General features: G+C 64.5%; 24 protein-coding genes. 23 read left to right on the top strand and 1 reads right to left on the bottom strand.

What is annotated here, in order from left to right:
* The first annotated feature begins 112 nt into the window (after window positions 1-112).
* From ACWZHB_RS12335 to ACWZHB_RS12320, 4 genes are all read left to right on the top strand, one after another.
* Window positions 113-2,101, top strand: coding sequence for an acetoacetate--CoA ligase (locus ACWZHB_RS12335; protein WP_427908073.1), 1,989 nt, complete (start codon window positions 113-115; stop codon window positions 2,099-2,101).
* Window positions 2,102-2,328: 227 nt separating this feature from the next.
* The gene (locus ACWZHB_RS12330) at window positions 2,329-3,102 is read left to right on the top strand and encodes an SDR family NAD(P)-dependent oxidoreductase (RefSeq protein WP_427908072.1); all 774 of its coding nucleotides are present in this window, start codon (window positions 2,329-2,331) and stop codon (window positions 3,100-3,102) included.
* A 240-nt stretch (window positions 3,103-3,342) separates the two neighbouring features.
* The gene (locus ACWZHB_RS12325; RefSeq protein ID WP_427908071.1) at window positions 3,343-3,981 is read left to right on the top strand and encodes an MspA family porin; all 639 of its coding nucleotides are present in this window, start codon (window positions 3,343-3,345) and stop codon (window positions 3,979-3,981) included.
* A gap of 65 nt (window positions 3,982-4,046) precedes the next feature.
* Window positions 4,047-4,700 (top strand): MspA family porin, encoded by a 654-nt coding sequence (locus ACWZHB_RS12320; RefSeq protein ID WP_427908070.1) that lies wholly within the window; start codon window positions 4,047-4,049, stop codon window positions 4,698-4,700.
* Window positions 4,701-4,813: 113 nt separating this feature from the next.
* Here the strand turns inward: ACWZHB_RS12320 and ACWZHB_RS12315 are convergent, their stop codons facing one another.
* A complete protein-coding gene (locus ACWZHB_RS12315) occupies window positions 4,814-5,572 on the bottom strand; it encodes an SDR family NAD(P)-dependent oxidoreductase (protein WP_427908069.1) in 759 nt (252 codons plus the stop codon).
* A gap of 85 nt (window positions 5,573-5,657) precedes the next feature.
* Here ACWZHB_RS12315 and ACWZHB_RS12310 point away from each other — a divergent pair, with 85 nt between their 5' ends.
* The 19 genes from ACWZHB_RS12310 to ACWZHB_RS12220 all read left to right on the top strand — a co-directional run bounded on the left by ACWZHB_RS12310 (window position 5,658) and on the right by ACWZHB_RS12220 (window position 25,330).
* Window positions 5,658-6,878 carry an amidohydrolase family protein gene (locus ACWZHB_RS12310; protein WP_427908068.1) on the top strand — a complete coding sequence of 407 codons (1,221 nt, stop codon included), beginning with the start codon at window positions 5,658-5,660 and terminating at the stop codon, window positions 6,876-6,878.
* Window positions 6,875-8,425, top strand: coding sequence for an FAD-dependent monooxygenase (locus ACWZHB_RS12305; protein WP_427908067.1), 1,551 nt, complete (start codon window positions 6,875-6,877; stop codon window positions 8,423-8,425). Before ACWZHB_RS12310 ends, ACWZHB_RS12305 begins: the two co-directional genes overlap by 4 nt.
* Window positions 8,426-8,433: 8 nt before the next feature.
* A complete protein-coding gene (locus tag ACWZHB_RS12300; RefSeq protein WP_427908066.1) occupies window positions 8,434-10,098 on the top strand; it encodes a (2,3-dihydroxybenzoyl)adenylate synthase in 1,665 nt (554 codons plus the stop codon).
* Between the two features lie 10 nt (window positions 10,099-10,108).
* Window positions 10,109-10,831: a TetR/AcrR family transcriptional regulator gene (locus ACWZHB_RS12295; protein WP_427908065.1), complete on the top strand. Its 723-nt coding sequence runs from the start codon at window positions 10,109-10,111 to the stop codon at window positions 10,829-10,831.
* 58 nt (window positions 10,832-10,889) lie between these two features.
* Window positions 10,890-11,486 (top strand): VOC family protein, encoded by a 597-nt coding sequence (locus ACWZHB_RS12290; protein ID WP_427908064.1) that lies wholly within the window; start codon window positions 10,890-10,892, stop codon window positions 11,484-11,486.
* Complete coding sequence (locus tag ACWZHB_RS12285) at window positions 11,483-11,776, top strand: hypothetical protein (protein WP_427908063.1); 294 nt, start codon at window positions 11,483-11,485, stop codon at window positions 11,774-11,776. Before ACWZHB_RS12290 ends, ACWZHB_RS12285 begins: the two co-directional genes overlap by 4 nt.
* Window positions 11,773-13,020: an alpha/beta hydrolase gene (locus ACWZHB_RS12280; protein WP_427908062.1), complete on the top strand. Its 1,248-nt coding sequence runs from the start codon at window positions 11,773-11,775 to the stop codon at window positions 13,018-13,020. The genes ACWZHB_RS12285 and ACWZHB_RS12280 overlap by 4 nt, the downstream gene beginning before the upstream one ends.
* 583 nt (window positions 13,021-13,603) lie before the next feature.
* Window positions 13,604-14,692, top strand: a complete 1,089-nt coding sequence (locus ACWZHB_RS12275) for an amidohydrolase family protein (protein WP_427908061.1) — start codon at window positions 13,604-13,606, stop codon at window positions 14,690-14,692.
* Between the two features lie 60 nt (window positions 14,693-14,752).
* Window positions 14,753-15,718, top strand: a complete 966-nt coding sequence (locus ACWZHB_RS12270) for an amidohydrolase family protein (protein ID WP_427908060.1) — start codon at window positions 14,753-14,755, stop codon at window positions 15,716-15,718.
* A gap of 60 nt (window positions 15,719-15,778) precedes the next feature.
* Window positions 15,779-16,222: a DoxX family protein gene (locus ACWZHB_RS12265; protein ID WP_427908059.1), complete on the top strand. Its 444-nt coding sequence runs from the start codon at window positions 15,779-15,781 to the stop codon at window positions 16,220-16,222.
* A 213-nt stretch (window positions 16,223-16,435) separates the two neighbouring features.
* Entirely contained in the window at window positions 16,436-16,594 is a 159-nt protein-coding gene (locus ACWZHB_RS12260; RefSeq protein WP_427908058.1) for a hypothetical protein, read from the top strand.
* Window positions 16,595-17,650: 1,056 nt separating this feature from the next.
* Complete coding sequence (locus ACWZHB_RS12255) at window positions 17,651-18,604, top strand: polyprenyl synthetase family protein (RefSeq protein WP_427908057.1); 954 nt, start codon at window positions 17,651-17,653, stop codon at window positions 18,602-18,604.
* 46 nt (window positions 18,605-18,650) lie between these two features.
* Complete coding sequence (gene crtI / locus ACWZHB_RS12250; protein WP_427908056.1) at window positions 18,651-20,177, top strand: phytoene desaturase family protein; 1,527 nt, start codon at window positions 18,651-18,653, stop codon at window positions 20,175-20,177.
* Complete coding sequence (locus ACWZHB_RS12245; protein WP_427908055.1) at window positions 20,174-21,142, top strand: phytoene/squalene synthase family protein; 969 nt, start codon at window positions 20,174-20,176, stop codon at window positions 21,140-21,142. Before crtI ends, ACWZHB_RS12245 begins: the two co-directional genes overlap by 4 nt.
* 161 nt (window positions 21,143-21,303) lie before the next feature.
* Window positions 21,304-21,657: a lycopene cyclase domain-containing protein gene (locus ACWZHB_RS12240; protein ID WP_427908054.1), complete on the top strand. Its 354-nt coding sequence runs from the start codon at window positions 21,304-21,306 to the stop codon at window positions 21,655-21,657.
* Entirely contained in the window at window positions 21,654-21,986 is a 333-nt protein-coding gene (locus ACWZHB_RS12235) for a lycopene cyclase domain-containing protein (RefSeq protein WP_427908053.1), read from the top strand. The genes ACWZHB_RS12240 and ACWZHB_RS12235 overlap by 4 nt, the downstream gene beginning before the upstream one ends.
* On the top strand, window positions 21,979-22,740 hold the full coding sequence (locus tag ACWZHB_RS12230; protein ID WP_427908052.1) for a class I SAM-dependent methyltransferase: 762 nt from the start codon (window positions 21,979-21,981) through the stop codon (window positions 22,738-22,740). Before ACWZHB_RS12235 ends, ACWZHB_RS12230 begins: the two co-directional genes overlap by 8 nt.
* Window positions 22,740-24,314, top strand: a complete 1,575-nt coding sequence (locus ACWZHB_RS12225; RefSeq protein WP_427908051.1) for an FAD-dependent oxidoreductase — start codon at window positions 22,740-22,742, stop codon at window positions 24,312-24,314. The genes ACWZHB_RS12230 and ACWZHB_RS12225 overlap by 1 nt, the downstream gene beginning before the upstream one ends.
* Window positions 24,311-25,330, top strand: a complete 1,020-nt coding sequence (locus ACWZHB_RS12220) for a DUF5914 domain-containing protein (protein WP_427908050.1) — start codon at window positions 24,311-24,313, stop codon at window positions 25,328-25,330. The genes ACWZHB_RS12225 and ACWZHB_RS12220 overlap by 4 nt, the downstream gene beginning before the upstream one ends.
* The last annotated feature ends 73 nt before the right edge of the window (window positions 25,331-25,403 follow it).

The raw sequence follows: 25,403 nt of genomic DNA, 5'->3' as shown, positions 1-25,403 counted from the left end.
ATCGCACCGGTGCCCGCCCGGACTCCCACGACAGCCCGCAGATGCGGACTCGCGGAACCGTCGAGCACCCGAACCGGCACCGGTGCGGTGCACATCGCCGTCGAAGGACAGGATGAACACCCAACCCACCCCGACCGACCCCATCACGGAACCGATCTGGACGCCCACCGAGTCCGAGGCAATGTCGGCCAGAATCACCGAGTTCGCCGACTTCGTGTCGGCGCGCACCGGTGTCACCTACCCGACCTACCACGATCTGTGGTTGTTCTCCACCGAGCATCTCACCGAGTTCTGGGCGGCGGTGTGGGATTTCTTCGAGATCGTCGCCGACGGCGACTACACGGACGTCTTGACCGACGCGACAATGCCTGGGGCGGGCTGGTTTCCCGGGGTTCGGCTCAACTACGCCGAACACGCACTGCGCAATGGGGGGTCGGCCGAGGCGGCGGTCATCTCGATCAGCGAGGACGGCACGACCACGGAGATCAGCTGGGCGCACCTGCGCCAACAGGTCGCCGCTTTCGCGCAGTGGCTCCGCGATCATGGCGTCGGCCGCGGTGACCGGGTGGTCGGCTACCTACCCAACACTTCGCATGCGGTCGTCGCCTGCCTTGCCACCGCCACCATCGGTGCCGTGTGGTCGGCCTGCGGCCAGGATTACGGGGCCGCGGGTGCCGCATCCCGTTTCGCCCAGCTCGAACCGGCAGTCCTCGTCACAGCCGACGGCTACCAGTGGAACGGCCGTCGGCACGACCGCCGTACCGAAGCAGCCGACTTGCGTCGACGCCTTCCCACCCTGCGCGCAGTCGTCCACGTGCCCGTCCTCGGTCTGGCGCCGGCCGAGCCCGATGCTGTTCTGTGGGACATGGTGACGACCGGCGATGCCGAGTTGACCTTCACACGGGTTGATTTCGATGCCCCGCTATGGGTGCTGTTCTCCTCCGGTACCACCGGAATGCCCAAGGGGATCGTCCATGGACATGGTGGCGTCACCCTCGACCACTTCAAACTCCTGGGCCTGCACAAAAATTTGAGCCCCGGCGACCGTCTTTTCTGGTACACATCGCCCAACTGGATGATGTGGAACTTGGTGCTCTCCGGTCTGCTGGTCGGTGCGACCATCGTCGTCTACGACGGCAGTCCCACCCACCCAGGCCCACAGCGGCTGTGGGACATCGCCGCACAGCACGACCTCGATGTTCTCGGCGTCAGCCCCGGCTACCTGCTCGCAAGTGCCAAAGCAGGGCTGGAACCCGGCCGCGATCTCGACCTGCGGGGACTTCGAGTGATCGGCTGCACCGGAGCACCACTTCCCGCCCAGTCCTATCACTGGGTGCGGGAGCAGGTCGGGGACCACATCCAGCTGGCATCGACCAGCGGCGGCACTGACGTCGTCAGTGCATTCGCGGGCAGCGCGCCGACCACAGCGGTGTGGGCAGGTGAGATCTCGGCACCGATGCTCGGTGTGGCGATGGCAGCCTGGGACGACGACGGCCTCCCGGTCGTCGGCCAGGTCGGCGAGCTGGTGATCACCCAGCCCATGCCGTCCATGCCGATCTTCTTCTGGAACGACCTCGACGGCGCGCGCTATCACGATGCGTACTTCACGACCTATCCCGGGGTGTGGCGACACGGGGACTGGATCACCCTCACCCCACATGGCAGTGTGATCATCTCCGGACGCTCGGATTCCACCCTCAACCGGCAGGGTGTCCGGCTCGGGAGCGCCGATATCTACGACGTCGTCGAGGACCTCCCCGAAATCCGTGAGGCCTTGGTGATCGGCGCTGAACTCTCCGATGGAAACTACTGGATGCCACTGTTCGTCGTTGTCGAACCCGGACACACCCTCGACGAGGCACTCCGCGACCGGATCACCACGGCAATCCGCACTCGAACGTCACCCCGGCACGTCCCGGACGAAATCATCGCCGTCCCGGCAATTCCCCACACCAGGACCGGTAAGAAACTCGAAGTACCCGTAAAACGGCTGCTGCAGGGAATTTCTCTCGGGAAAGTTGCCGGCACTGACACCATCGACGACCCCGCCGCCCTGCATTACTTCACTCGATTCGACACCACGCGAAAGACTGACAGGTGACGTGCGGGCGTTGTCCTGCTCACCAGTGCTGATCTGCCGGAATTGACCGGCGCGCACGTACATTTCGTCGTCCGACAGCTTTGCGTGGCTGCCGTTGGCGTCACAACATCAATATTCTCAGGAGTAGGAATGACATTTCACAGCCAACCGAGTGCTGACCGGCAGCCCGGCAACCACCGCTCGCTCGTGCTTGTTTGCCGCGTGGTCGACGCCGATGGGCGTATCGCATGAACAGGGAAGCCTGTGCTCTGCGATTGACCGGGAAGACCGTCGTCGTGACCGGTGCCAGCAAGGGGATCGGTGCCGAAATAGCCGACCGCATCGAGGAGGCGGGTGCGCACGTGATAGCGGTTGCGCGGCGCGATAGTGCCACCCGATCCGTGCACCGTCTCGACGTAACAGCCGCGGATCAGTGGGCCACCTTGGCCGCGGAGCTCGAAGCGGCCGGTGGTGCTGTGCACGGTCTGGTGAACTGTGCCGGCATCACCCGGCGTTCCCGGATCGATGCGGTCAGCGCCGAGGATATGACGGACGCCTACGCTGTCAACGTCCTGGGCCCCCTGTTCGCGATTCAAGCTCTCACGCCGTTGATGCATGCCGGCGGGTCGATCGTCAACATCGGCTCTATCGCCGCGCTCACCGGCCACTATCCGGTCGCCTACACAACCAGTAAGTGGGCGGTGCGGGGGTTGACCCACGCCGCGGCTTTGTCGCTGGGCGAACGTGGGATCCGGGTCAACGCGGTCCATCCCGGGTTCATCGATACACCGATGACCGCCAGTGCGCCCGCAGTCTTCCGGGACGCATCTATCGGTGAAACGGCACTTGGTCGCGCCGGCACCCCGGCGGAAGTCGCCGGTGTAGTCGAATTCCTCCTCAGCGACGACTCCACCTATGTCACTGGTAGCGAGATCGTCGTGGATGGCGGAGTTGTTTCGCACGGAGGGGTCAAGTCGATCTCCGACGCTCTTCGCGCCGCCACCGTATCGCCGGTGGAGTAGGCGGCCCGGTGATGTCGTGCACATCGCCGCGAATCTGGAGAACGAGGCAGCGGGGAGCCGTCACCAGCCGAGATCCGCACGCGCGGTCGATCCATTGTGACCGCCCCGAAAACCTCACGAAAGAAGCCGACCTGTTCCCGCGCGTCACAGGTCCAGATTGTCCGAATTCGAGTCCCGCGCTGGTCGCCGAAAGCTTCCAAGAGCGTGTTCGGCTCACCACTCCTGATAAGGACCCCGACCATGCGAAAAATCCTTGCTGCCACCGCGTTGGCCACAGCTGCCCTGGGCATCGCGAGCGGCGCGGCGACGGCAGACACCTTCGTGCCGTTGCCGGACGGCGAAAAGGCCGGGCCGGACGTCACTATCAAGCGGGTCGCGGAAAGCGCACTCATCTCGCCGTCGATGGCTGCTAATGGAGCGGGCCGGGTGGCATGGGTGAGCGGAACGGTGATCGCCGACGTCGCCGCAACACCCAAGGGCGACCCGAAACCGTTCGTCGGCGGAGGCGGGGCGGATGGAACGAACAACTCCTCGACCCACGGCTCCTCGCGGATCAACACCGGCTACATCGTCGGCTGTCAGGTCAGCGTCGCCGACAACGCGATCTCCGCGGGTATCTCCGGCGGCATCTCGACCACCGGTGTCAACGCAGGCGGCAACATCGGCGTGAAGATCGGCCCCGGTGAGGTGAAGTTCGTCGGCGTCGAGGGCTTCGACATCATCGACAAGGGCACCTTCCACATCAGCTACAAGGACGTCGAACTGCATATCCAGGGCTGTGGTGGTTACGCACAGGCACGCGCCTACACCGTCGTCGAGATCATCGGCGCGAACTACTCGAAGACCACACTGTACGGGCAGCCGTTCAGCATCGGCTGACACTCCGCGTGTTCGTCGAACAACCTCTCGCGCAACAGCTTCAAGCCTTGAAAGGCACCACAGACATGACCAGATTCAAAACGGCCGCCGCCGGCGCCGCGGCGACCGCCACCGTCATCCTCGGCCTGCTCTCCACCGGCGCAGCCAGCGCCGACACCTTCATTCCGCTGCCCGGCGGTGAGATCACCCAGACCCTGCCTGACGGCACGGCCGTCACGATCCGGCTGACCAGCGAGTCGGTCAATATCAGCCCGTCGATGGGTTCGACTCCGCTGCACCGCAACGTCTGGGCCTCCGGGCGCGCCGAGGTACAGATCCACGGCAAGCACAAGTACTCCAAGATCTACCCCGGCTACGTGGTCGGCTGCCAGGTCGACATCAGCGGCGGCACCGCAACCGGCGGCGCCAACGCCGCCACCTGGGAGGGCAAGGGCAGCGGCGGTGTCACCTCCGGGGGCAATTTGACGCTTGGACCGGGCCAGGCGTCGACGTTCTGGTTGCTCGACCTCGAAGGCCCCGACGCCTACGGCGAGAAGGCGAACCTGCCCGGCTTTGCCTTCCGCGAGGAGCAAGCCTCGGTGACCTGGGCCGATTCGACCCTCGGTCTCGGCGGCTGCGCCGGATACGCCCAGGCCCGCGCCTTCGTCGGCGTCGAGGTCACCACCAAGCAGGGGCGTTCCGAACTGCGCCTGTGGGGTCAGCCGTTCAGCCTCGGCTGATCAACCGTCCGTGACATCGCAAAGCCCGGCCACCATCGTGGCCGGGCGCTATGCAGGTACGCACCCGCCAGCGCCGGGCCACCCGAGTCCCGCCGAGCCAGGGCACTTGCCCGTTACGTGGAAGCGGTGTCCCAGTCGAGCGGTGAGTGCCAGATGCTAGGGCCGGCGGTGGTCATCATGATCTCCGGAACGAAACAGCGAGGCGACGTCCTGACCAGAAATCGCACTGCTTCGGCCACATCGGCAGCATCGAACATCTGGTCCCGGATGCCGGAGTCGGCCCATCCAGTGCCCGGAGTGTCGACGAACCCGGGAAGCAAGGCAGTGACATGAACACCAGAACGACTCAGCTCGGCATGGGCGACATTGCTGAGTGAGACCAGAGCAGCCTTGGTCGCCGCGTAGACAGAGGCGTTCGGTCCGTTCTCACGGGCGGCCATGGAGCTGACATTGATCACGTAACTGGCACCGTGCTCGGCAGCTGCCTTCTTCAGCGGCGCAATGCAGGATTGCAAGATGATGTAGGAGGCTTTGAAGTTCAGGGACAGCTCGAGGTCGAGCTGCTTCCCGGTCTTTCTTTCGATCGGTCCTACGAGTCCGATCCCGGCGTTGTTGACGAGCATGTCAAGGCGACCGAACCGGTCCAGGTGCGCCAGGCCGACCTGTGCTGCGGCGTCCGGGTCAGCCAGATTGGCGGGATGTGTCTGTACTTGCGTCCCATGCACCGCGAGCATGCCCGCGGCGGCTTCGAGTTTCGCCGGATCTCGTGCCACCAAGGTGAGGTCCCAGCCTTCATCGGCGAGCATGTCCGCGATCGCCAGCCCGATGCCTGCCGAGCCGCCGGTGACGATCGCTGAGCGGTGTGTTTCCACGATGTTCCTCCTAGACGTTGACTAATAATAGTCACATATGTCAGAATTTTGTCAATCTTGACAACTTTAATTCTGAGGAGGCGTCGTGCACAACAGCACCCGGTTTGCGGTCAAGGACGTGCGGATTTTCGACGGAGACACCGTCCTGGATCGCGGCACAGTCCTTGTCGACGGTGCCACCATCACCGCCGTCGGTGACTCACTGGACAGCACGGGATTCGAGGTGATCGATGGCTCCGGGGCGACATTGATACCTGGGTTGATCGACTGCCATACACACCCCACTGGTGACGCCCTGGCGCTTGCGATTCTGTTCGGGGTGACAACCGAACTGGACATGTTCACGGTGCCCGAGCGCCTCGGCGAGCAACGAATTCACGCGGCACAACGCAACGACGTCGCCGATATTCGGTCGGCATCGACCGGCGCCACCGTCCTCGGCGGACATCCGTCGATGTTGATCGGCCTGTCGTTCCGGGAGCAGTTTCCCGTCGTCACCGGCCCCGAGGACGCAGCGCAATTCGTACGGGACCGGATTGCCGAAGGCGCCGACTACATCAAACTGCTGATCGACAACGGCGCCGCCATGGGGCACCCCTCGCCCACGCTGTCGGAAGAGGCCGCCCGAGTGGTCGTCGACGAAGCGCACAAGCACGGACTGCTCGCTGTCGCACACGCAACCAGCGCGGACGCCGCCCTGATCGCTGTCCGCGCCGGCGTCGACGGACTGGTCCATGTGTTCATGGATCAACCCCCAACTCCCGAGGTGATCGACACGATCGCCGAGGCCGGGGTGTTCGTCGTTCCGACGCTGGTCACCATGGGATCACTGGCCGGCGACCTGACCGGGGCCGCGGTAGCCGAGGACCGCCGCGCCAAGGCACTGATACCCGAGGACTGGCACCGGAATCTGTGCCAGTGCTGGCAGATGGGCAGCCCTAGCTCGCTCGACAACGCCAAACAGGCCGCCGCCGCACTCCGTAGTGCGGGGGTACCGCTGCTCGCCGGAACCGATGCGGCCGATGTCGGTGTCCTGGGGACCGCGCACGGGATCAGCCTGCACCAGGAACTCGCACTGCTCGTCGAGTGCGGACTGACTCCCACCCAGGCACTCGCCGCGGCCACCTCGGTCGCCGCGGACAAGTTCGGGCTGACCGACCGCGGACGCATCGCGCCCGGCCTGCAAGCAGACCTTGTCCTCGTCAACGGCGATCCCACCCGCACCATTGCGGATTCGCTGTCGATCGACCGGGTGTGGCGACGCGGCGAGGTCCTCGATCGAAAACTCGTCAAGGAGCATCTGTGAGCATTCGGCGCGACAACGGCGGCACCCGGGTTGCGGTCATCGGCGGCGGGCCAGGCGGTGCCTTCACCGCGCGACTGCTGCAGCTGGCCAACCCTGGCTGGCAGATCACCCTTTACGACCTGCTGCCACCCCTCGAAACATTCGGTTTCGGGGTCGGGCTCAGCTTCAGCACCCGCCACAGTTTGCAACAGAGCGACCCCGAGACCTTCGATGAGATCTTCAAAGTGTCCCTGCGCGGGCATGGTGCACGTCTGTACTCCGACCGCGGCTCAGTCGACCTTCCAGGCGCCGACCGCTCGGCAATCGCCCGTGCAGATCTGCTCCAAGTGCTGTACCGGCAGGCAGAAAAGGCAGGCGTCCGCACCGAGACCGGCGGACGGGTCGACGCGTTCGACGTCGATGCCGACATCGTCGTTGCCGCTGACGGGGTAGGCAGCACAACCCGGACCGAGCACGCAGGGCAATTCGGCGCCTCCGAACGGATCGGACGCGAACGCTTCATCTGGTTGGGCGCCGATCGCGCACTACCGGACGCGTTGTTCGCGTCGGTGCACACCGAGTTCGGGACTTTCACCGCCCACGCCTATCCTTATCGAGCCGATCGAAGCACGTTCCTGGTCGAGACCGATGAGTCGACCTGGGTTGCCGCCGGATTCGAGTTCACCTCCGAAGGACTGGCGCCTGGGCAGTCCGACGAGATTGCGCGCACTTTCCTCCAATCGATCTTCGCGCCCTACCTCGACGGCACTCGGCTGTTGGGCAACAACAGCCGATGGACACGATTTCGCACTGTGCATTGCGAACGTTGGCATCATGGCAACGTGGTCCTCGTCGGCGATGCCGCGCACACCGCTCACTACTCGATCGGGTCGGGTACAAAACTCGCCATGGAGGATTCGATCGCACTCGCCGCGGCATTGACTCGGCACGAGGACACGGCGACAGCCTTTGCCGAGTATCAGTCGATGCGCGCGCCGGCGGTCGCCCGGCTCCAGAACGTGGCTTACCGTAGCCAGCTGTGGTGGGAGCGCTTCCCGTCGCGCCTGAGTATGTCGCCGGAACAACTGCTGGCCTCCTTCCTTACCCGGGCCGGAAACGTCTCGCTCAGCGACTTTCGAAACCACGCACCTGGAGCCGCCACGAAGGCGCTACGGGAATACGGCACGGAAGTCCCCCCGGAAACCGGTCTCGACGACTGGGTCCTTGCACAACCGTTGCAGCACGATGGACGACAGTTCACCCACCGGCTCGCATCGCGCAGCGGCGCTGCGCTATCTCGAGTGGAGGTGGATATCGAGGATCCGCACGGCGCCGAGGCCGATACCTTCCTGGCCCGCTGTGCCGATGTGGCGCGGCAGGACCGAACAGATGGGGTCGAGCTGGACGGCGGCATGCTCCGTCCTCAAATTCTTCAGCGCCTCGATCTTGCCGAGCGGCTGCGGGACGAGTTCGGCGTGCTCACTTCGGTGCGAGGCCCGGCCGATCACTGCGGCGACCTGATTGCCGGGCTCATCAGCGGCCGCACCGACCTCATCTCATTGGACTAGGACACACGATGACCAATCACCCCCGCCATCAGGCCACCGCAGTCCCATTCCCGGACGAATACGTTCAGCGGTACTTCGATGCCAACGTGTGGCATCGGCGTTCTCTCGCCGATTCCTTCCGTGCCACGGTCGAGCGCTTTCCAGACCGACCCTCGCTGGTTTGTGGCACAACCACGTGGACATTCCGTGAACTCGACGAACTCAGCGACAGACGCGCCGCAGGGCTGAATTCGATCGGTCTGGAGCCAGGCAGTCGCGTGCTGCTCCAGCTGAACAACAGCGCTGACACCGTTTTGACCTGGTATTCGCTGCTCAAAGCCGGTGTTATTCCCGTCTGCACCCTCGCGCTGCACCGCGGTCACGAGATCGGCGAAATCGCCCGTCAGACACAGCCCGCCGCCCACCTCGTAGACGCGGGCGACCCGAAATTCGATCTCGTCTCCTTCGCGCTCGAGCAGTCGGCGGCCGCCGACCGGCCTTGGAAGGTAATCGCCATGGGAACGAACGTTCCAGATACGGCGATCGATATCTCTTCACTCGACACCGTTGTCAGCGCCGTCGATGCACGCACGATCGTGGATCGGATCCAACGAGAACTGCGGCCACAGGATGCCGCCGTCTTCCAGTTGTCGGGCGGCACCACCGGAGTTCCGAAAGTCATTCCCCGGCTCCACGCCGAGTATTGGTACAACGCAGAGCGATACGCACATACGCTCGGTTGGACGCATGAGGATCGGATCGGCTACGCCGGTCCGCTCGCTCACAACGCCGGCATCATCTGCGGCATTCACGGCCCACATTCGGTCGGTGCCGCGCTCATTCTAGGTCTCCCCGAAACAGATTCTCTCTTCGAGGTCTTGGTCGACGAGCGCGCCACCGACATCGTCCTCGGGGGGCACGCCTACGAGATTGTGCTGGACCCACGCATCAGCGCTGCGCGGTCACTCGAGCGGGTGATCTTCAGTGGGAAGAAGGTCGCCCCGAAGCACTTCCACGCCCTCGACGACCGCGGAATCTGGGCCGGTCAGCTCTTCGGCATGAGCGAGGGACTGTGCATGGTCACACCACTCGACGCGCCTGCATCCGTGCGGGCAACCACCGTCGGGGCTCCGATCTCCCCGCTCGACGAGGTGCGGATCTTGCAACCCGGCACCGAACAGGAAGTCGATCCAGGAACCGTGGGGGAGCTCTGTGTCCGCGGGCCCTACACCATTCGCGGATACTACAACGCCGAAGAACAGAATCAGCGTTCCTTTACCTCCGACGGGTTTTACCGCACCGGCGACCTCGCCGCCCAGCGGTCGATCGAGGGAATGATCTGTTATTCCATCGAAGGACGAATCAAGGATCTCATCAACCGCGGAGGCGAGAAGATCAACGCCGCCGAGATCGAACTCCTCTTGGTCTCCCATCCCGACATCACCGAAGCAGCCCTTGTCCCGATGCCTGATGCCCGCCTCGGCGAACGCGCCTGCGCCTTCGTGGTCGGCGACTCCGGCTCACGTCCGAGTCTCGAAGAAATGCGTGGCTTTCTCGGTGCGCGTGGGGTGGCGAAGTACAAGTGGCCCGAACGGTACGTCTGGCTCGACGAGATGCCTCGCAGCAACGTAGGGAAGATCGACAAGCGGGTGCTGGGTGCCCAGGCCGCCGATCTGAAACCGGGCTCTCACTAGACTGGTGCCCATGGTGAATGGCAAATCGACCGCTCGACCAGGCAGCAACGGTAAGTCCGTTCGGCGAGAGTTGGTCGTCGCGCAGATCTACGAACAGGCCGCGCGCCTGTTCGCTGAACGCGGATACGCCGGTACCACACCACAGGACATAGCGGACGCGGTGGGCGTGAGTCGGCAGTCGCTGTATTACTACGTCAGCAGCAAGGAAGAGATCCTCGCCAATCTCGTCGCGGAGATGACGGAAAAGGGGGTGGAGACTCTTCGGGCGCTGGTCGAGACCGATGCTCCAGCCCCTGAGGTTCTATACCGTATCGCTCACCACACCATCGTCGATCGCGCCGCCAACCGAACTAGGTTTCGGCTTCTGGATCGGTCGGAGGCCGCGCTCTCCGAAGAGCTTTCGCAGCGATTCCGAGAGGGTCGTCGAACCGTGCTCACGCTCGTCACGGAGGTGATCGAGCGGGGGAGGGCGGAAGGGCACTTCCGGACAGCGAACCCGAAAACGTCCGCGCTCGCCGTGCTGGGGATGTGCAATTGGGTGGCATGGTGGTTCGAGCCCGGTCCCGACCATCCCGTCGAGGCCATCGCGGCCCAACTGTCCGAGCACGCCGTGACAATGCTCCGCGCGCCCGCCGGCGCTGACGCGCCCAACGCTGACGCGCAGAGCGTTATCGATGCCATGCAAGTTGGACTGGACACCCTCCGTCAACTGCTCCCTGACAGGGTTGACTAATATTTGACAGATCAGTCCATCCTGCTTATTCTTTTCTTATGCCGAGTAGGAGGCTGCAATGACCGAACTAACGCACGCGGTGCAGGGCGTGGACCACGCCGCATTCCCCACCTTCGATCCGAAAGCGACGATCCGGTTCTATCGTGACGTTCTCGGATTTCCGGTAGTCCACGCGACATGTGCACTCGGATGGGGCCCGGCAAATCACCCCGACTTCATCCACTTCTTCTTCGACATCGGACAAGGTGACCGCATCGCCTTTTTCTATTATTTCGGGGTCGACCCGTACCATGACGAGAATGTTCCCGAAGTCCTGATGGCTGCTCGCCATCTCGCTATTCACGTCAACACTGAAGATGACCTACTGGAATACCGCCGACGCCTCGACGCCAGCGACTGGAAGTGCGAGCTGCAGGTGCGACACGAGACCGTCGAATCCATCTATGTCAGGGACCCGAACGGCTACCTGATCGAAATCACCCGTCCGCTACGCGTACTGACCCCGGAAGATGATCTCGACGCGAACCTCAGCGTCGATGCCCTGATGGCCGTGGTCGACGAGGATGAGCCCAGCCTCGAGCGCTTTTACCAGATCAAGGCGGAGCTCATCGCCGCGCGCTACGCCGACGAACCCGCTGAGGTGTCCTACGTATGACGACCGTGCTGTATGTTCTCGACGTGGAGGATTTCCGTCCGCTCGCTGAGGTCGCCGCAAAGTGCCCTGGCGTAACCGTGCGCCGGCGTGGCCCCTACCACGAGGTGTCCTCTGCGAAGGGCATCGAGATCGAACGCGCCGCCACGGGTTGCCGAAACGCGGTGTGGTTCAGTGCCGTTGCCGCTATCGGTAGCGGCCGGATCACCCAGTGGGACAAGGCCATCCTGCGTATCGAACCCGATAGGATCGGCGCGCCGCTGTGCGATAGCTCCGCAGGAGACGATCAATGAGCGACGGTAATGCCATCGACCGGCTCGGCGCCGGTCGTGACGTCGACGGGATTGCCCCACCGACCGGAGTTGTTACTACCCTGCACGAGCTCGCGACGTTCGACGGTGCTCGCGTGCACGGCGCCCTTCATAAATTACCGGGGTCGCGCACCGTCGTGTGCCTTATGCATCCCCGGCAACAGGTGGCCCACCATCCGCTGATCGCCTACTTTCTCCGGATGGGCGCATCGGTGTGGACGCAAGACACTCGATCACCCAACAACGACATCAATCTGGTGCACGAACAAGCGCTGCTCGACGTGGCCGCAGGGCAGGTGTTCTTGCGAGACATCGGCTTCGACTCCGTCGTGGTCTTCGGACATTCCGGCGGAGGCACCCTGTTCGCCTATTACATTGAACAGGCCGCGCTCGAGCCGCAGCATCGGATCGACGTGACCCCGGCCGGCAAGCCGATCGCGCTCGCCGGAGCCGTGATGCCGGTCCCGGACGGCGCACTCTTCCTGGCGCCCCATCCCGGACAAGGCCAGGTCCTGCGTCACTGCATCGACCCGTCGGTCTTCACGGTCGATGATCCACTGTCGATCATCCCGGAATTGGACATGTACGATCCGGCGAATGGTTTCCGCTCGCCTGGCGTTTCTTCGGCCTACAGTGACGACTTCCTCCGCGAGTATCGAGCGGCACAGTTGCGGCGTATCGAACGCATCGACGGCATTGCCCGCGAATACGCCGCCGAAGCCGCCGACGCGCGCGTCCGATTCGCCAAGACGGAAGACCCTCGAGATCGGCGAGAAGCGCTCGCACCGCGAGTAATCCTCACGTACCGCACCGATGCCGACCCGCGGTACGTCGACCTCACCCTGTCACCCAACGACCGTCCATACGGGTCACTGTTCGGCCGCAGACCGGATCTCACCAATTACGGACTGGTCGGATTCGGACGGATCACCACGGCGGACGCCTGGCTGTCGACGTGGTCGGCACTCGCGACCAACGCCGACTTCCAGCGATGTGCCGCGGGAATCCATATTCCCACCATGTACATCGAATTCACCGGCGACCAAGCCGCTTACACCGAAGACGCCGACCGTATGTTCGCCGCTATCCCCGCTGAGGACAAGACCCGGGCGGCCGTTCGTGGCCAGCATTTCGGCCAGGCATTGGCAATCGGAGAACCCACCGGCTACGCGTCAGCTGCCACCCTCTTCGACGAATGGCTGGCCAAACGATACGATCTGCGCTGAGCGCTCACGCATTCGTTCTCCTGGTCGGCAGGATCTCTGTCGTTGGACCTGATCTGCGCCCACCCAAAATCCGCGTTGGTAGGCAGAGCAGCCTCTCAACCAAGCAGTGCGTCTACGACACCGTCCTGGCCACAGCGATGCGACGACCCCTGCCGACCTGGCCGGCACCTGCCGTTCGGCGGGGAGCCTGTGTGGTGGATATGCTGCGGGCCTGGTTTCCGGATACGGCAAGGTCGTGCTACCGAATGGAACCGGCGTTCTCGGATATCATTTCGCAGCAGCGGATCTGGTGTCGGTCGTCGGGTCAGCCAGGGTCGGTGGCAGCTGGCGGGGTCGGCTCTGCGGGGCTGAAACATTGTGCTCGCGGATGATGTCGAGGCGCGAGAAAACGCGGCCGCCTGGCTCCGGGAGTAGTCGTCCATCTGGAACACCGTGGCTATCCTCAGGCCACACCCAGCTTCGATTGTTCATGCGTTTGCGTTCGGCGTTTGCTCCTTGAATGACAGCCGCATGGTCTGTAGTCACCCGAACACGCCGATACACGACCGAACGTGTCGGCAAAGACCACCGACAGGAGATGCTCTTGAGTGCGAATTCCTCCCGAGCCAAGCGGATTGCACTGACCGACGTCCGCGTATTCGACGGCCGCAGGCTGTCCGAGCCACGCACCGTGATCATCGACGGAGCGGTCATCGGTACCGACCCCGATGGTGTCGAAACCGTCGACACGGGCGGCGCGGTGCTGTTGCCCGGGCTCATCGACGCTCACGTTCACCTGCACGGACGTGAAACACTCGAACAACTGGCAGGGTGGGGGGTAACCACCGCCCTTGACATGGCGACCTGGCCCGCCGAACTGGTGGCCTCGCTGCGGAATGTCGACGGATTGACCGACATACGCAGCGCCGGACTTCCGGTGATCGGCCCAGGCGGCCCCCACTCACATTTCGGGATGCCGACGGAGGCTCTGGTCGCTGATGCTGAGCAGGCGCCACGGTTCGTGTCCGATCGCGTAGCCGACGGGTCCGACTACATCAAGATCGTATTGGAAGCGCCAGGGCAGGGCGGCCCGGATCCGCAGGTGGCCGCCGCTGTGGTGGCGGCCACGCACGAGCACGGCAAACAGGTTGTCGCACATGCCTCCTCGCACGGCGCCTATGCTCTCGCTGTCGATCTGGGTGTCGATGTGGTGACCCACATCCCGAATGGTGAGACTCTCGATACTGCGGTGGTCGCCCGGATGGCGTCCGACCGTCGAGTCGCGGTGCCTACCTTGACGATGATGCAAGCACTGTCGACGATGCGAGGCGAGCCTGATGGATTCGCGGGGGCCTGCGCCGGTGTCGCGGCCCTGTATGCGGCGGGTGTACCGATCCTGGCCGGTACCGACGCGGCCGTACAGCCCGGCCTGCCACGACTGGTGGTGCATGGGGAGAGCCTGCACCGCGAACTCGAGTTACTCGTCGCGGCTGGGATGTCGACGGTGGACGCACTGCGCGCGGCGACAGTCGAGCCCGCCCGTCACTTCGGACTCGGCGACCGCGGCGCCATCGAGCCGGGCTTGCGGGCGGACCTGATTCTCATCGACGGTGATCCGTTGGCCGATATCTCCGCCACCCGGAAGATTCGCAAGATCTGGTGTGCGGGAACGGAATACACGCCAGCGAACTGAACACGAACCGTACCGATGATCATCACGTGCCGCACCAACGACACCGGGAGATGTTGTCCTGTGCCCCCTGCGAAGGAACAACTGATCGACGTCCACGCGCATTTCGTCACCGATCGCTACATCGCGGCGGCTCGAGCGGCAGGCCACCAGCACCCCGACGGAATGCCCGGCTGGCCGGGCTGGGATGTCGACGCGCATCTCGAGCTCATGGAATCCAGTGGTATCGCGACGTCGATGCTCTCGGTGTCCTCACCCGGAACCCACTTCGGTGACGATCGAGCGGCCCGCGAACTGAGTCGCGAGGTCAATGAATTCGGCGCGGCGGTGGTGCGCGATCACCCTGGCAGATTCGGCCACTTCGCCGCACTGCCGCTGCCCGATGTCGAGGGGTCCTTGACCGAGATCGCCTACGCGCTTGACACGCTCGGCAGCGACGGTGTGGCCGTCGAAACTAACGCGCACGGTCGCTATCTCGGCGACAACCGCTTCGAACCGGTGTGGGCCGAACTCGATCGCCGCAAAGCCGTCGTGTTCGTCCACCCGACCTCACCACTGCATCCGGAATCGATCTCCCTCGGACGCCCCAGACCGATGCTCGAGTTCCTGTTCGACTCCGCCCGGGCCGCGAGCGATCTGCTGTTCGCGGGAGTGCTCCTGAGATACCCGGGCATCGAGTGGATCTTCACTCATGGCGGCGGTGCGCTTCCGCTGCTCGCCGACCGGATGGAGTTGTTCAGCACAGCATTCTTCGGCAGTGACAATCCTGCCCCGCTCGCCCGTGAACAACTGCGCGCATTGTGGTTCGACATGGCGGGCACGCCGTTCCCCGGGCAGATACCGGCCTTGAACGCCGCTTTCGGACTCGATCGTGTGCTTTACGGCAGCGACTACTGCTGGACCCCGCCGGCCGCGGTGACCACACAGATAACTTCGATCGACGACGCGCAACAGCCTGCGGGTTCGACGTGGCGGGCATTGACAACCCACCATGCCTGTCAGCTGTTTCCGCGACTGTCCCAGGGATAGGCGGCGGAGAGTGCCGATCCGATCGACCACAGTGAACGACAAGGCCTTACGGAGACAACTATGAGCCTGAACCCGATACGCCTGGCTGCCCGAGTGCTCACCGGTTCGACTTACGCACTGCTGGGCGCGGACGCGGTGCGTGAGCCCGGTGGCCGCACCGAACTGGCTGCGCCCACCCTGGCCGCGGCACGGAAGGTGGTTCCGCTACCTGGCGACGACGAAGTACTGGTGCGCGCCAACGCCGCAGTGCAGGTGATCGGCGGAACATTGCTGGCGCTGGGCAGACTGCCGCGTCTGTCCGCGCTGGCCTTGGTCGCCTCGATGATCCCGACAACCGTCGCGGGACATGCCTTCTGGAACATCGAGGATCCGGCGGCGCGCAAACTCCAGCGGGTGCAGTTTCACAAGAATATGGCCATGATCGGTGGCTTGCTGTTTGTTGTGCTCGACAATCCCGACCTCCGGGAGGCGGATAAAGCCCACCGAATCGCGACGATCGACTGATCGAAGTGGCCCGCGTCCTTCAACATCGAACGCGCACCTTCGGGGTTCCGCGGTGCCCGTGACTGCTGTCGCTGCAGGAGTCGGCAGTCGAGGGCTCGGTGCCAATAGAATCCTCGGCAACGATGGGAGTTGCATGTCGGAGGTTTCGCAGCTGACGGCGATTGATTCTGCGGGCGTGCTCTGGCCGGTCCTGCTTCGTCCGGGGAGCGGGCGGTGACGCGCGTCGAATTGGTTGGTCAGGGCGTGTTCGGATCGGTTGATGACGACTACCTGAGCCGTCTGGTCGCTGTCCGCAAGTACTTGGAAGAGCGGGGCAGCTGTTGTGTTGTCAGGGAGCTCGGCAAGCGGCTCGACCTCGATTCCAGCGGGTAAGACGGAAATACCTTGCACCGCAGAAGGCCTCGTCTATCCATACCGGTATGAGAGTCTGCTGCTCATCCTGAAGGCCGGAAGCAACTATGTGCTGGTGCCCGCGTCGTGGACCGAGAATGACGGCACCACAGTTGTCCTGTCCGCAGTCGCTACCGAGGCGCTGCGCCTCAAGTTTGCGATGTCGGGTGCGACCACCATCGCTGACAAGTGCTGAGCTTGACTGTTCCTGTGGACCATTTCGAGATGTCGCGGCGGTCGAGTCCATATCTGCCCGATCAATGGCTCTTCCCTTGCAAGGAAACCCGACATTGGGAGTTTTCGCCATCAAGAGCCGATAGTCGGCTGTGGACGCAAGGGTCAGCGTCGACGGAGGGAGGACTCAAGCGGTAGCCGCACCAGCCCATCGGGCTCTTGCGCTCGAGTTCGGCGGTCGTCATCGACAGTTGTATCCGGTCAGGCCATGTCCAACGCGCGTTCCGAATCCTGCGGAGCATGGTCCATTCCCTGCGCGACGGCAACGGCGCCGCATAGCTCGTTCCCCAGCGTACGTCTCGTGGCACTCGGACAGGACTGCAGCTTGGTGTCACACGCCGCACTTACCGACATGCTTGCACAGCGCAGCGGCGGCCACGACGATTTGTCCTTCCGGCGCAGATTTCTGCACCGTCGACGGTCGATCTATTGCCACGATGGTGAGACCAGGGGAGCGTGCGCTCGCCGCGGCCCTGGCGCTGTGCCCGATGGAGCTAGCGGATTCAGCTGCGCGCGTGATCGCACTCCACAAGGCGGTCGCTCAGATCACGTCAGTCATGAGCGCCGCCTCGCCGAGCGAAACGATGCGTAAACGATGCATTTTCGGGCGAACGGTGTCACAATCGACGGGTGGATGCAGAACGAGTAGCGATCACACTCCGGCCTGACGAACCCACCACAAGCGGTGACGGTTCTGCGCAGTTCGCGGATTGGCTTGCCCACACGCAAAGTTCGGTACGCGATCACGTCGATGAGTTCGTCCGCGCGCGCTGCACAGCGGAACTGGACCCAGAGGGGTTCTCGTTGCCTGGTCAGCTGATGATCGACTTCGCGTCGGGCGGCAAGTGCGTCCGGTCGGTGTTCGTCTATCTCGGCTGGTTGTGTGGTGGGGTCGGTGAGTCCGAACCCGCGCTGCGCGCTGCCGCGAGCGCGGAGCTCCTGCATGCGTTCGCGCTCGTGCAAGACGACGTGATGGACGAGTCCCAGGTCAGGCGGGGACGACAGTCAGCCCATCTGCGTCTCGCCGCGTGGCACGCCGATCAGGGGTTGTCGGGATCGTCGGCCCGATTCGGTGAGTCCGCGGCGATCCTCGTCGCCGACCTGTACTTGGTGTGGGCTGAGCGCATGTTGCGCGAAAGTGGTGTCGCTGCAGCGGCGTTGGATCGAGCATGGCCACGCTATGACTCGATGCGCAGCGAACTGGCGGTAGGTCAGCTCGCGGATTTATCCAACGATGCGAACCGCGTTCCGACCCTGGGTGCGGTGATGGACATCGCACGCCGTAAATCCGGCAACTACACCGTGCGCCGCCCCCTCGAACTGGGTGCGTCGATGGCCGACTGCGACGAGACGGTGATGCGCATTCTCGGTGAATACGGCGAAGTGATCGGGGAAGCGTTCCAGCTCCGTGACGACCTGCTCGGCATTTTCGGCGACCCCACGACAACCGGAAAACCTACCGGCGACGATGTCCGAGATCGAAAGGCAACCACCGTGATCGCGCTGGCTGATCAGCTCGCCGTGCCGTCTGACCGGGCCCGGCTACGAGACCTCTGGCGCGAAGAGTTCATCGATGAGCAAGGCGTAGCGCTCGCGCAGGCGGTGATCACCGACAGCGGCGCAGGACAGCGCGCCGAGCAGATGATCGGCGACCGCGTCGAACACGCGCGTCGGCTCCTCGACGTCACCGATCTCGAACCGTCGGTGGCCGACGCGCTGCACCGAATGGCGCTGTTGTGCACCCACCGTACGTACTGACCTGCTTCCCGCCGTCACCACCGAAAAGTCCGACTGAAAGGTAGCGATGCGAACGATATCGGGAAGAACCGATGAGGTGGTCGTCGTCGGGGCCGGTCTTGCCGGTCTGGCCGCAGCGTTACACCTGGCGGGACGCGGTCGCACTGTCACAGTGGTGGAGCGCGACTCGTTCGCCGGAGGTCGAGCCGGCCGGCGCGATATCGATGGCTTCCGACTCGACACCGGCCCGTCGGTGCTCACCATGCCTGACATCGTCGCTGACACCCTTGCCGCGGTCGGTGAAAGCCTCGAATCCCGGTTGGAATTGTTGCCGGTCATTCCTGCCTACCGCGCGCACTTCGCCGACGGCAGTGGGTTGGATATTCACAGCGACGCCATGGCGATGGAGGAATCGGTCCTGGCATTCGCCGGACCCAAGGAAGTCGACGGGTATCGCCGACTTCGCACGTGGTTGAGCGAGCTGTACCGCGTCGAATTCGATCGGTTCATCGCAACGAACGCCGATTCTCCACTCTCGCTGCTGACACCGGCGTTCGCGCGATTGATCGCCTTGGGTGGTTTCCGGCGTCTCGACAGGGCGGTCGGATCTTTTCTGAACGACGAACGGCTGCGCCGAGTGTTCACGTTCCAATCGCTCTACGCAGGTGTATCGCCACAGCGAGCCCTAGCGCTGTACGCGGTGATCTCGTACATGGACACCGTGGGCGGGGTCTACTTTCCTCGCGGAGGAATGCGCGCGCTACCGGACGCCCTGGCCGCCGCTGCCGTCGATGCCGGCGTGACGTTCTGTTACGGCGAGACAGTCCACGACCTGGAACGAAACGGTTCCCGCATCACTGCGGTACTGACCGAGCGCGGTCGGCGAATCCCTTGCGATGCCGTCGTTTTGGCGACTGAACTGCCCACCGCCTACGAGTTGCTCGATCGCTGCCCGCGCCGCCCGATCAGCTGGCGCCCGGCACCCTCTGCGGTCGTCATGCACGTCGGCTTTCCCGCCGCGGTGCCGACCGCACATCACAACCTCGTCTTCGGCGGCGCATGGAAGCAAACCTTCGACGAACTGATCGGTGCGGGGGAGTTGATGACCGACCCGTCGCTGCTGGTGACCCGGCCCACGGCGACCGACCCCGCCCTCGCCCCACACGGGCGCGATCTGTTCACTGTTCTCGCTCCGGTACCCAACCTCTACCGCAGCAAGGATCTGGACTGGGATCGTCGCGCTACCGCGTACAGCGAGGAGCTCGCTGCGATCGTCGAGGACCGGTTGGTCCCGGGCTTCGTCAAGGACTCCACGATCGTGCATGTGGATACCCCCGCCGATTGGGAACGGCAGGGCATGCTGGCCGGTACTCCGTTCTCGCTCGCGCATACCTTCGCCCAAACCGGCCCATTTCGGCCCGCGAACATGCCGCGTGGCGCGACCAATGCGGTGCTGGCCGGCTGTGGCACCGTCCCCGGCGTCGGCGTGCCGACGGCCCTACTGTCGGGCCGTCTCGCCGCCGACCGTGTCACCGGCACGGTGTCGACACCGCGGTCTTCGACCTCGACCTCGACCAGGAGTGATCGACGATGATTCGCACCGAACTCGACGCCGCCGGTATCCGCGCTGCTGGGCTGCGTGAGTCCTACCAGAGATGCCGGGAACTCAATGCGCGCCATGGACGCACCTTCTTCCTCGCCACCCGGCTGCTCGCGCCCGCCCAGCGCCCCGCGATCCACGCCCTCTACGGTTTTGCCCGGTGGGCAGACGACATCGTCGACGAACCACCCATCGACGATGCCGCCGGCCCTGCGGTGGCCCGACTGGACGCAGTGGCCCAAGACCTGCACGACAGTCTGTGCGGTACCCCCGGAGACGACCCGATACTCGCCGCGGTTGCCGATACCGCCGCCAGATACCGGATCGACCACGTCTTGTTCGACGAGTTCCTCGACTCGATGCGAATGGATCTGACGGTGACCGACTACCTGGACCGGGCCGCGCTGGATCGCTACATGCATGGTTCGGCCGCGGTGATCGGCCTGCAAGTACTGCCCGTGCTCGGCACCGTCGTCCCACAAGCCGATGCTGCCCCCTACGCGGCGGCGCTGGGAAAAGCATTTCAGCTCACCAACTTCCTTCGCGACATCGCCGAAGACCTCGACCGCGGCCGGGTATATCTGCCTGCCGACGAACTGGCTGCATTCGATGTGGACCGCGCCCGGTTGCAGTGGTGTCGGACGCATCGCCGCACCGACACCAGGGTGCGATCGGCGCTGGCGGCTCAACACGCGATTGCCCGCGACTTGTACCGATACGCCGACACCGGAATCGCACTGTTGCATCCCGTATCGCGGCCATGTGTCGCTACTGCGGCCGTGCTGTACTCGGAAATTCTCGACCGAATCGAGGAGACCGAGTTCGCGGTGTTCACCGCGCGGGCCACCGTGGGCAACGCGCGTCGTACCCGCGTCGCCGGTTCGGCGTTGGCTCGCGCGTTGTGGGCGCGGCGAGGCGGCCGCGCACGCGCACTGACCCAGGCCGAACGTCTGAGGTGATCCCATGAAGTCGGCAGACGGGCGGTGCGGGGTCATCCAACTCGAGGGGAAGTGGGTCTAGTTTGTGCTCTGAGCACCTGAAGCCTCGGGATCCCTGACCTGATGGACCGATGGTTTCACCGCTTGGACCGCGTGTTGTTGACCGAGAGTTAGGTGACACGATGGAGCGCTGGCAGTACCTGATCGTCATGGGACTATGTCTGGCGGGAACCCTGCCGCTGGAGTCCTTCGGCGGGGGCGTATACCGGCGCCCCGCCCGGCTTGCCCGTTGCGTGTTCCCGGTCGCCGCCGTCTTCCTCGTATGGGACGCGATCGCTATCGCTGCCGGTGTCTGGACCTACAGCCCGCGCTACCTGACTGGCTGGTCGCTACCCCTGGCGATACCGGTCGAGGAGCTGGTCTTCTTCCTCGTCATCCCGCTGTGTGCACTGCTCACCTATAGCGCGGTCGAGGCGATTCTCCATCGGCTGCGCCCCACCGCAGCATCCTCGTCACCTTCGGAGCGGACCCGATGACCGGCCTCGGTTATACGTTGCCCGCGCTGGTCGCGGTGGCCCTCGTGTGCGGATGGGAGCTCGCGATCCTGCGAACCGGACTGTTCCGTCGGCCCGGCTATTGGCTGTCCATGATCATCGTGCTCAGCTTTCAGATCGTGGTCGACGGCTGGCTCACCAAACTCTCAGCACCCTTGGTGCTCTACAACTCGACACACATCACCGGGATCCGGTTGCCATGGGACATCCCGATCGAGGACTTCCTGTTCGGCTTCGCCATGGTCACCGCGGTCTTGCTGCTGTGGGAACGCGAACGAATCCGGGATCGAAAGGTGCGCGCTTATGAATGACTCCCGAATCGGCGTCGACGGGCTGTCGCGCGAGGAGGTCCCGGCTGCCTTCGACGCGGTCGCCAACGATTACGACCGACTCGTCGCGGTGAACCCCGGCTATCACAAACACCTGCGCACCTCCGCGCGTCGGATGCAACTTCCCGACCGCGGGGCAGGTCTGCGACTGCTCGACGCCGGCTGCGGCACAGGTGCTTCCACCGCCGCGTTGCTATCGGTCGCCCCGCACGCAGAGATCGTCGCTGTCGACGGATCGGCACAGATGCTCGAACGAGCGCGTGCCAAACCGTGGCCCGATTCGGTCCGGTTCGTACACAGCCGCATCGAGAGTATCGAGGCCGCAGGCGTTGTCGGCCCCTTCGACGGAATCTTCGCCGCCTATCTCATGCGTAATCTCGCCGATCCTGACGCCCAACTTCGCGCGTTCGCCGCTTTGCTCCGCCCAGGCGCCCCCTTGGGGGTGCACGAATACTCGGTGGCGGAATCGAGGTGGGCTCGCATCGTCTGGAACACGGTGTGCCGCACCATCATCGTGCCCGCGGGGTGGATGCTCAGCCGAGACGCCACTCTGTACCGGCACCTGCAACGAAGCGTCGTTTCCTTCGACAGCACCTCTCGATTCCGAGAGCGGCTGCGCGACAACGGCTACACGGCCGTCGGTAGCGAAACCGTTTCGGGCTGGCAACACGGCATCGTGCACACGTTCCTGGCGATTCCCGATCCATCTCACAACCTGGATGGGGATGAGAGCTAGTGGACGCCGCGATCGGCCGCGATCGGCGCATCGTCCACCATGTCGCCGCCCGCCCTGTCAGCCATAGGCCGGGCACACGCCCATACGTGGTAGTGGTCGGCGCCGGCATCGCCGGGCTGACCGCCGCTACCGGACTCGCCGAACGCGGCATCGGTGTGGAGGTGATCGAAGGCCAGGACTATCTCGGCGGCCGCGTCGGCGGTTGGACAGACACCCTTCCCGACGGCACCCCGATCGCCATGAACCGCGGCTTTCATGCCTTCTTCCGGCAGTACTACAACCTGCGGCAATTGTTGCGCCGCACCGATCCCATGCTGCAGCGCATGATGCGCGTCGACGACTACCCGCTGCTGGATGCCGAAGGTCGCCACGATTCCTTCCGTGGCCTGCCGCTCACGCCGCCATGGAACGCGCTCGCCTTCGCGGCGCGCAGCTCAACGTTTCCGCTGCACGAGTTGTGCCGACTCGATGCCCGGGCCGCGGCCCCGTTGGCGATGGTATCGGTGCCCGCCATCTACGAGCAGTTGGATCATGTGGACGCGGAAACGTTTCTGCAGAAGATCAAATTTCCCGTCGCCGCACGCCACCTGGCCTTCGAAGTGTTCTCCCGGAGCTTCTTCGCGCCACCGGAGCAGATGTCGGCCGCCGAACTGGCTGCCATGTTCCACATCTATTTCCTCGGTTCCAGCGAGGGTCTGCTCTTCGACGTGCCGACGTCGAACTACGACACCGCGCTGTGGTCGCCGCTGAGCGAACACCTCGAATCGCGCGGAGCCCGGATCCGCACCGGAGTGACGGTCGCCAGAGTGCAGGCTGGCGGCGACCGAACCTTCCGGGTCCACGACGACGTGGGGGGCGTTGTCGATGCCGATGCGATTGTGCTGGCGACCGACGTCGCCGGGCTGCGTCGTATCGTCGCCGACTCCCCGGATCTCGGCAATGCCGAATGGCGCTCACGGATCCAGGCGTTGCGCAGCGCCCCACCGTTTCTCGTCCATCGCCTGTGGCTCGATCGGCCCGTCGCGGGGGACAGGCCCGCGTTTCTCGCGACCGGCGGCATGCCTCCGCTGGACAACATCAGCGTCCTTGACCGCTATGAGAATCAGGCCCGCTCCTGGGCCGAGCAGCACAACGGTGCGGTGCTCGAACTGCATGCCTACGCACTGTCCGAGGTTCGGACACCGCAGCTCGAGCGTGAGATCCGCGCGCAGCTCCTCGCCCGACTCCACCGTCTGTATCCGGAGACAGCCGATGCGCGGATCGTCGGTGAACATGCGCAGTGGCGACAGGATTGCCCCATGTTCGGGGTAGGCGACCACGCTCACCGCCCGGCCGTCCGGACACCACACGACAAGCTGATGTTGGCCGGCGACGGCATCCGTATCGACCTGCCTGTGGCATTGATGGAACGTGCTGCCACGACCGGCTGGACCGCGGCGAATGCGCTGCTCACGCAATGGGGCATGCCTGGGCACGACCTGTACACGGTGCCTACCACCGGACGACACGCCGTGCTGCGCCGTCTCGCCGCGCGCACTATGTCGAAAGCGACACTTCAGGAGGAATCTGTATGAGCGACAGGATCTTTCGGCGCTGGCCCACCGGCTGGCCGGTGCAACCTGTCGATTCCGAACGCTGGTCCACACAAAATCCCACCTATCGCGACGCCGACCCGGCGGTCATCGGCGCCGCTTTGGAGCGGTCGCAGAATCGTCCGTCGGGTAACTGGTACGTCTTCGGCGCCAGCCGTGACATTCGAAACGATCGGCCTTCCGGTGCCACGGTCGCCGGCGTAGAGCTCGTGGCCTGGCGCGACCAGCACCAACGCCTGGTGGTCGGACCCGGTGCGTGTCCCCACCTCGGTGCGCCTTTGGCGCAGGCGCGGGTCGACTGCGGGGCACTGGTATGCCGCTGGCACGGCCTGCGGGTAAGCGGTGCCGGTGGACCGGGTTGGTCAGCGCTGCCGTGCCACGACGACGGCGTTCTGGTCTGGGTCCGGCTCGACCACATCGGCGATGAACCGCCCTTGGATGCGCCGGTCATCGGTGCTCGTCCAACATCGGATCGCGTGATCTCGGCGGTCGCCACCGTGACCGGAGTATGTGAGCCCGCCGACATCATCGCCAACCGGCTCGACCCCTGGCACGGATCCTGGTTCCACCCCTACTCGTTCACCCATCTAGAGGTACTCGAATCCCCAGCGGCAGAACACGACGCGGCCGACTCTGTGGAACGGTTCGTCGTCGCGGTCACCTTCCGGGTCGGCGGTCGGCTCGGCGTCCCCGTGCACGCCGAATTCATCAGTCCGGAACCGCGAACGCTGACGATGCGCATCATCGACGGCGAAGGAGCGGGCAGCGTCGTCGAAACCCACGCCACTCCGCTGGGTGCCGGACCTGACGGGCAGCCACGCACGGCAGTCATCGAAGCAGTGATCGCAGACAGTCCCCGGCGTGGTTTCCGCGTTGCTCGTCATGCCGGTGCCGCGCTGAGGCCGCTGATGGCACACGCCGCGACCCGGTTGTGGCGTGACGACCTCGCCTACGCGGAGCGTCGCTACCAATTGCGCACTCGCCAACGCATCGAGTAGACCCCGACAGTAATGCGTCAATTCTGCATCGTTTGCCCGATCGTGTCCGTTACGCTCCTAGCATCACTTGAAG

The sequence above is a fragment of the Nocardia sp. FBN12 genome (genome assembly GCF_054031145.1).
The sequence above is the reverse complement of the archived record's forward strand: the minus strand, read 5'-3'. Positions and strand labels throughout refer to the sequence as shown.

Bases quoted from the DNA above. Each gene is read 5' to 3' on its own strand.
- ACWZHB_RS12300 (WP_427908066.1), top strand. From the start codon at position 8,434: ATGACCAATCACCCCCGCCATCAGGCCACCGCAGTCCCATTCCCGGAC.
- ACWZHB_RS12265 (WP_427908059.1), top strand. From the start codon at position 15,779: ATGAGCCTGAACCCGATACGCCTGGCTGCCCGAGTGCTCACCGGTTCG.
- ACWZHB_RS12220 (WP_427908050.1), top strand. From the start codon at position 24,311: ATGAGCGACAGGATCTTTCGGCGCTGGCCCACCGGCTGGCCGGTGCAA.
- ACWZHB_RS12320 (WP_427908070.1), top strand. From the start codon at position 4,047: ATGACCAGATTCAAAACGGCCGCCGCCGGCGCCGCGGCGACCGCCACC.
- ACWZHB_RS12230 (WP_427908052.1), top strand. From the start codon at position 21,979: ATGAATGACTCCCGAATCGGCGTCGACGGGCTGTCGCGCGAGGAGGTC.
- ACWZHB_RS12240 (WP_427908054.1), top strand. From the start codon at position 21,304: ATGGAGCGCTGGCAGTACCTGATCGTCATGGGACTATGTCTGGCGGGA.
- ACWZHB_RS12295 (WP_427908065.1), top strand. From the start codon at position 10,109: ATGGTGAATGGCAAATCGACCGCTCGACCAGGCAGCAACGGTAAGTCC.
- ACWZHB_RS12290 (WP_427908064.1), top strand. From the start codon at position 10,890: ATGACCGAACTAACGCACGCGGTGCAGGGCGTGGACCACGCCGCATTC.
- crtI (WP_427908056.1), top strand. From the start codon at position 18,651: ATGCGAACGATATCGGGAAGAACCGATGAGGTGGTCGTCGTCGGGGCC.
- ACWZHB_RS12285 (WP_427908063.1), top strand. From the start codon at position 11,483: ATGACGACCGTGCTGTATGTTCTCGACGTGGAGGATTTCCGTCCGCTC.
- ACWZHB_RS12280 (WP_427908062.1), top strand. From the start codon at position 11,773: ATGAGCGACGGTAATGCCATCGACCGGCTCGGCGCCGGTCGTGACGTC.
- ACWZHB_RS12235 (WP_427908053.1), top strand. From the start codon at position 21,654: ATGACCGGCCTCGGTTATACGTTGCCCGCGCTGGTCGCGGTGGCCCTC.
- ACWZHB_RS12335 (WP_427908073.1), top strand. From the start codon at position 113: ATGAACACCCAACCCACCCCGACCGACCCCATCACGGAACCGATCTGG.
- ACWZHB_RS12330 (WP_427908072.1), top strand. From the start codon at position 2,329: ATGAACAGGGAAGCCTGTGCTCTGCGATTGACCGGGAAGACCGTCGTC.
- ACWZHB_RS12325 (WP_427908071.1), top strand. From the start codon at position 3,343: ATGCGAAAAATCCTTGCTGCCACCGCGTTGGCCACAGCTGCCCTGGGC.
- ACWZHB_RS12245 (WP_427908055.1), top strand. From the start codon at position 20,174: ATGATTCGCACCGAACTCGACGCCGCCGGTATCCGCGCTGCTGGGCTG.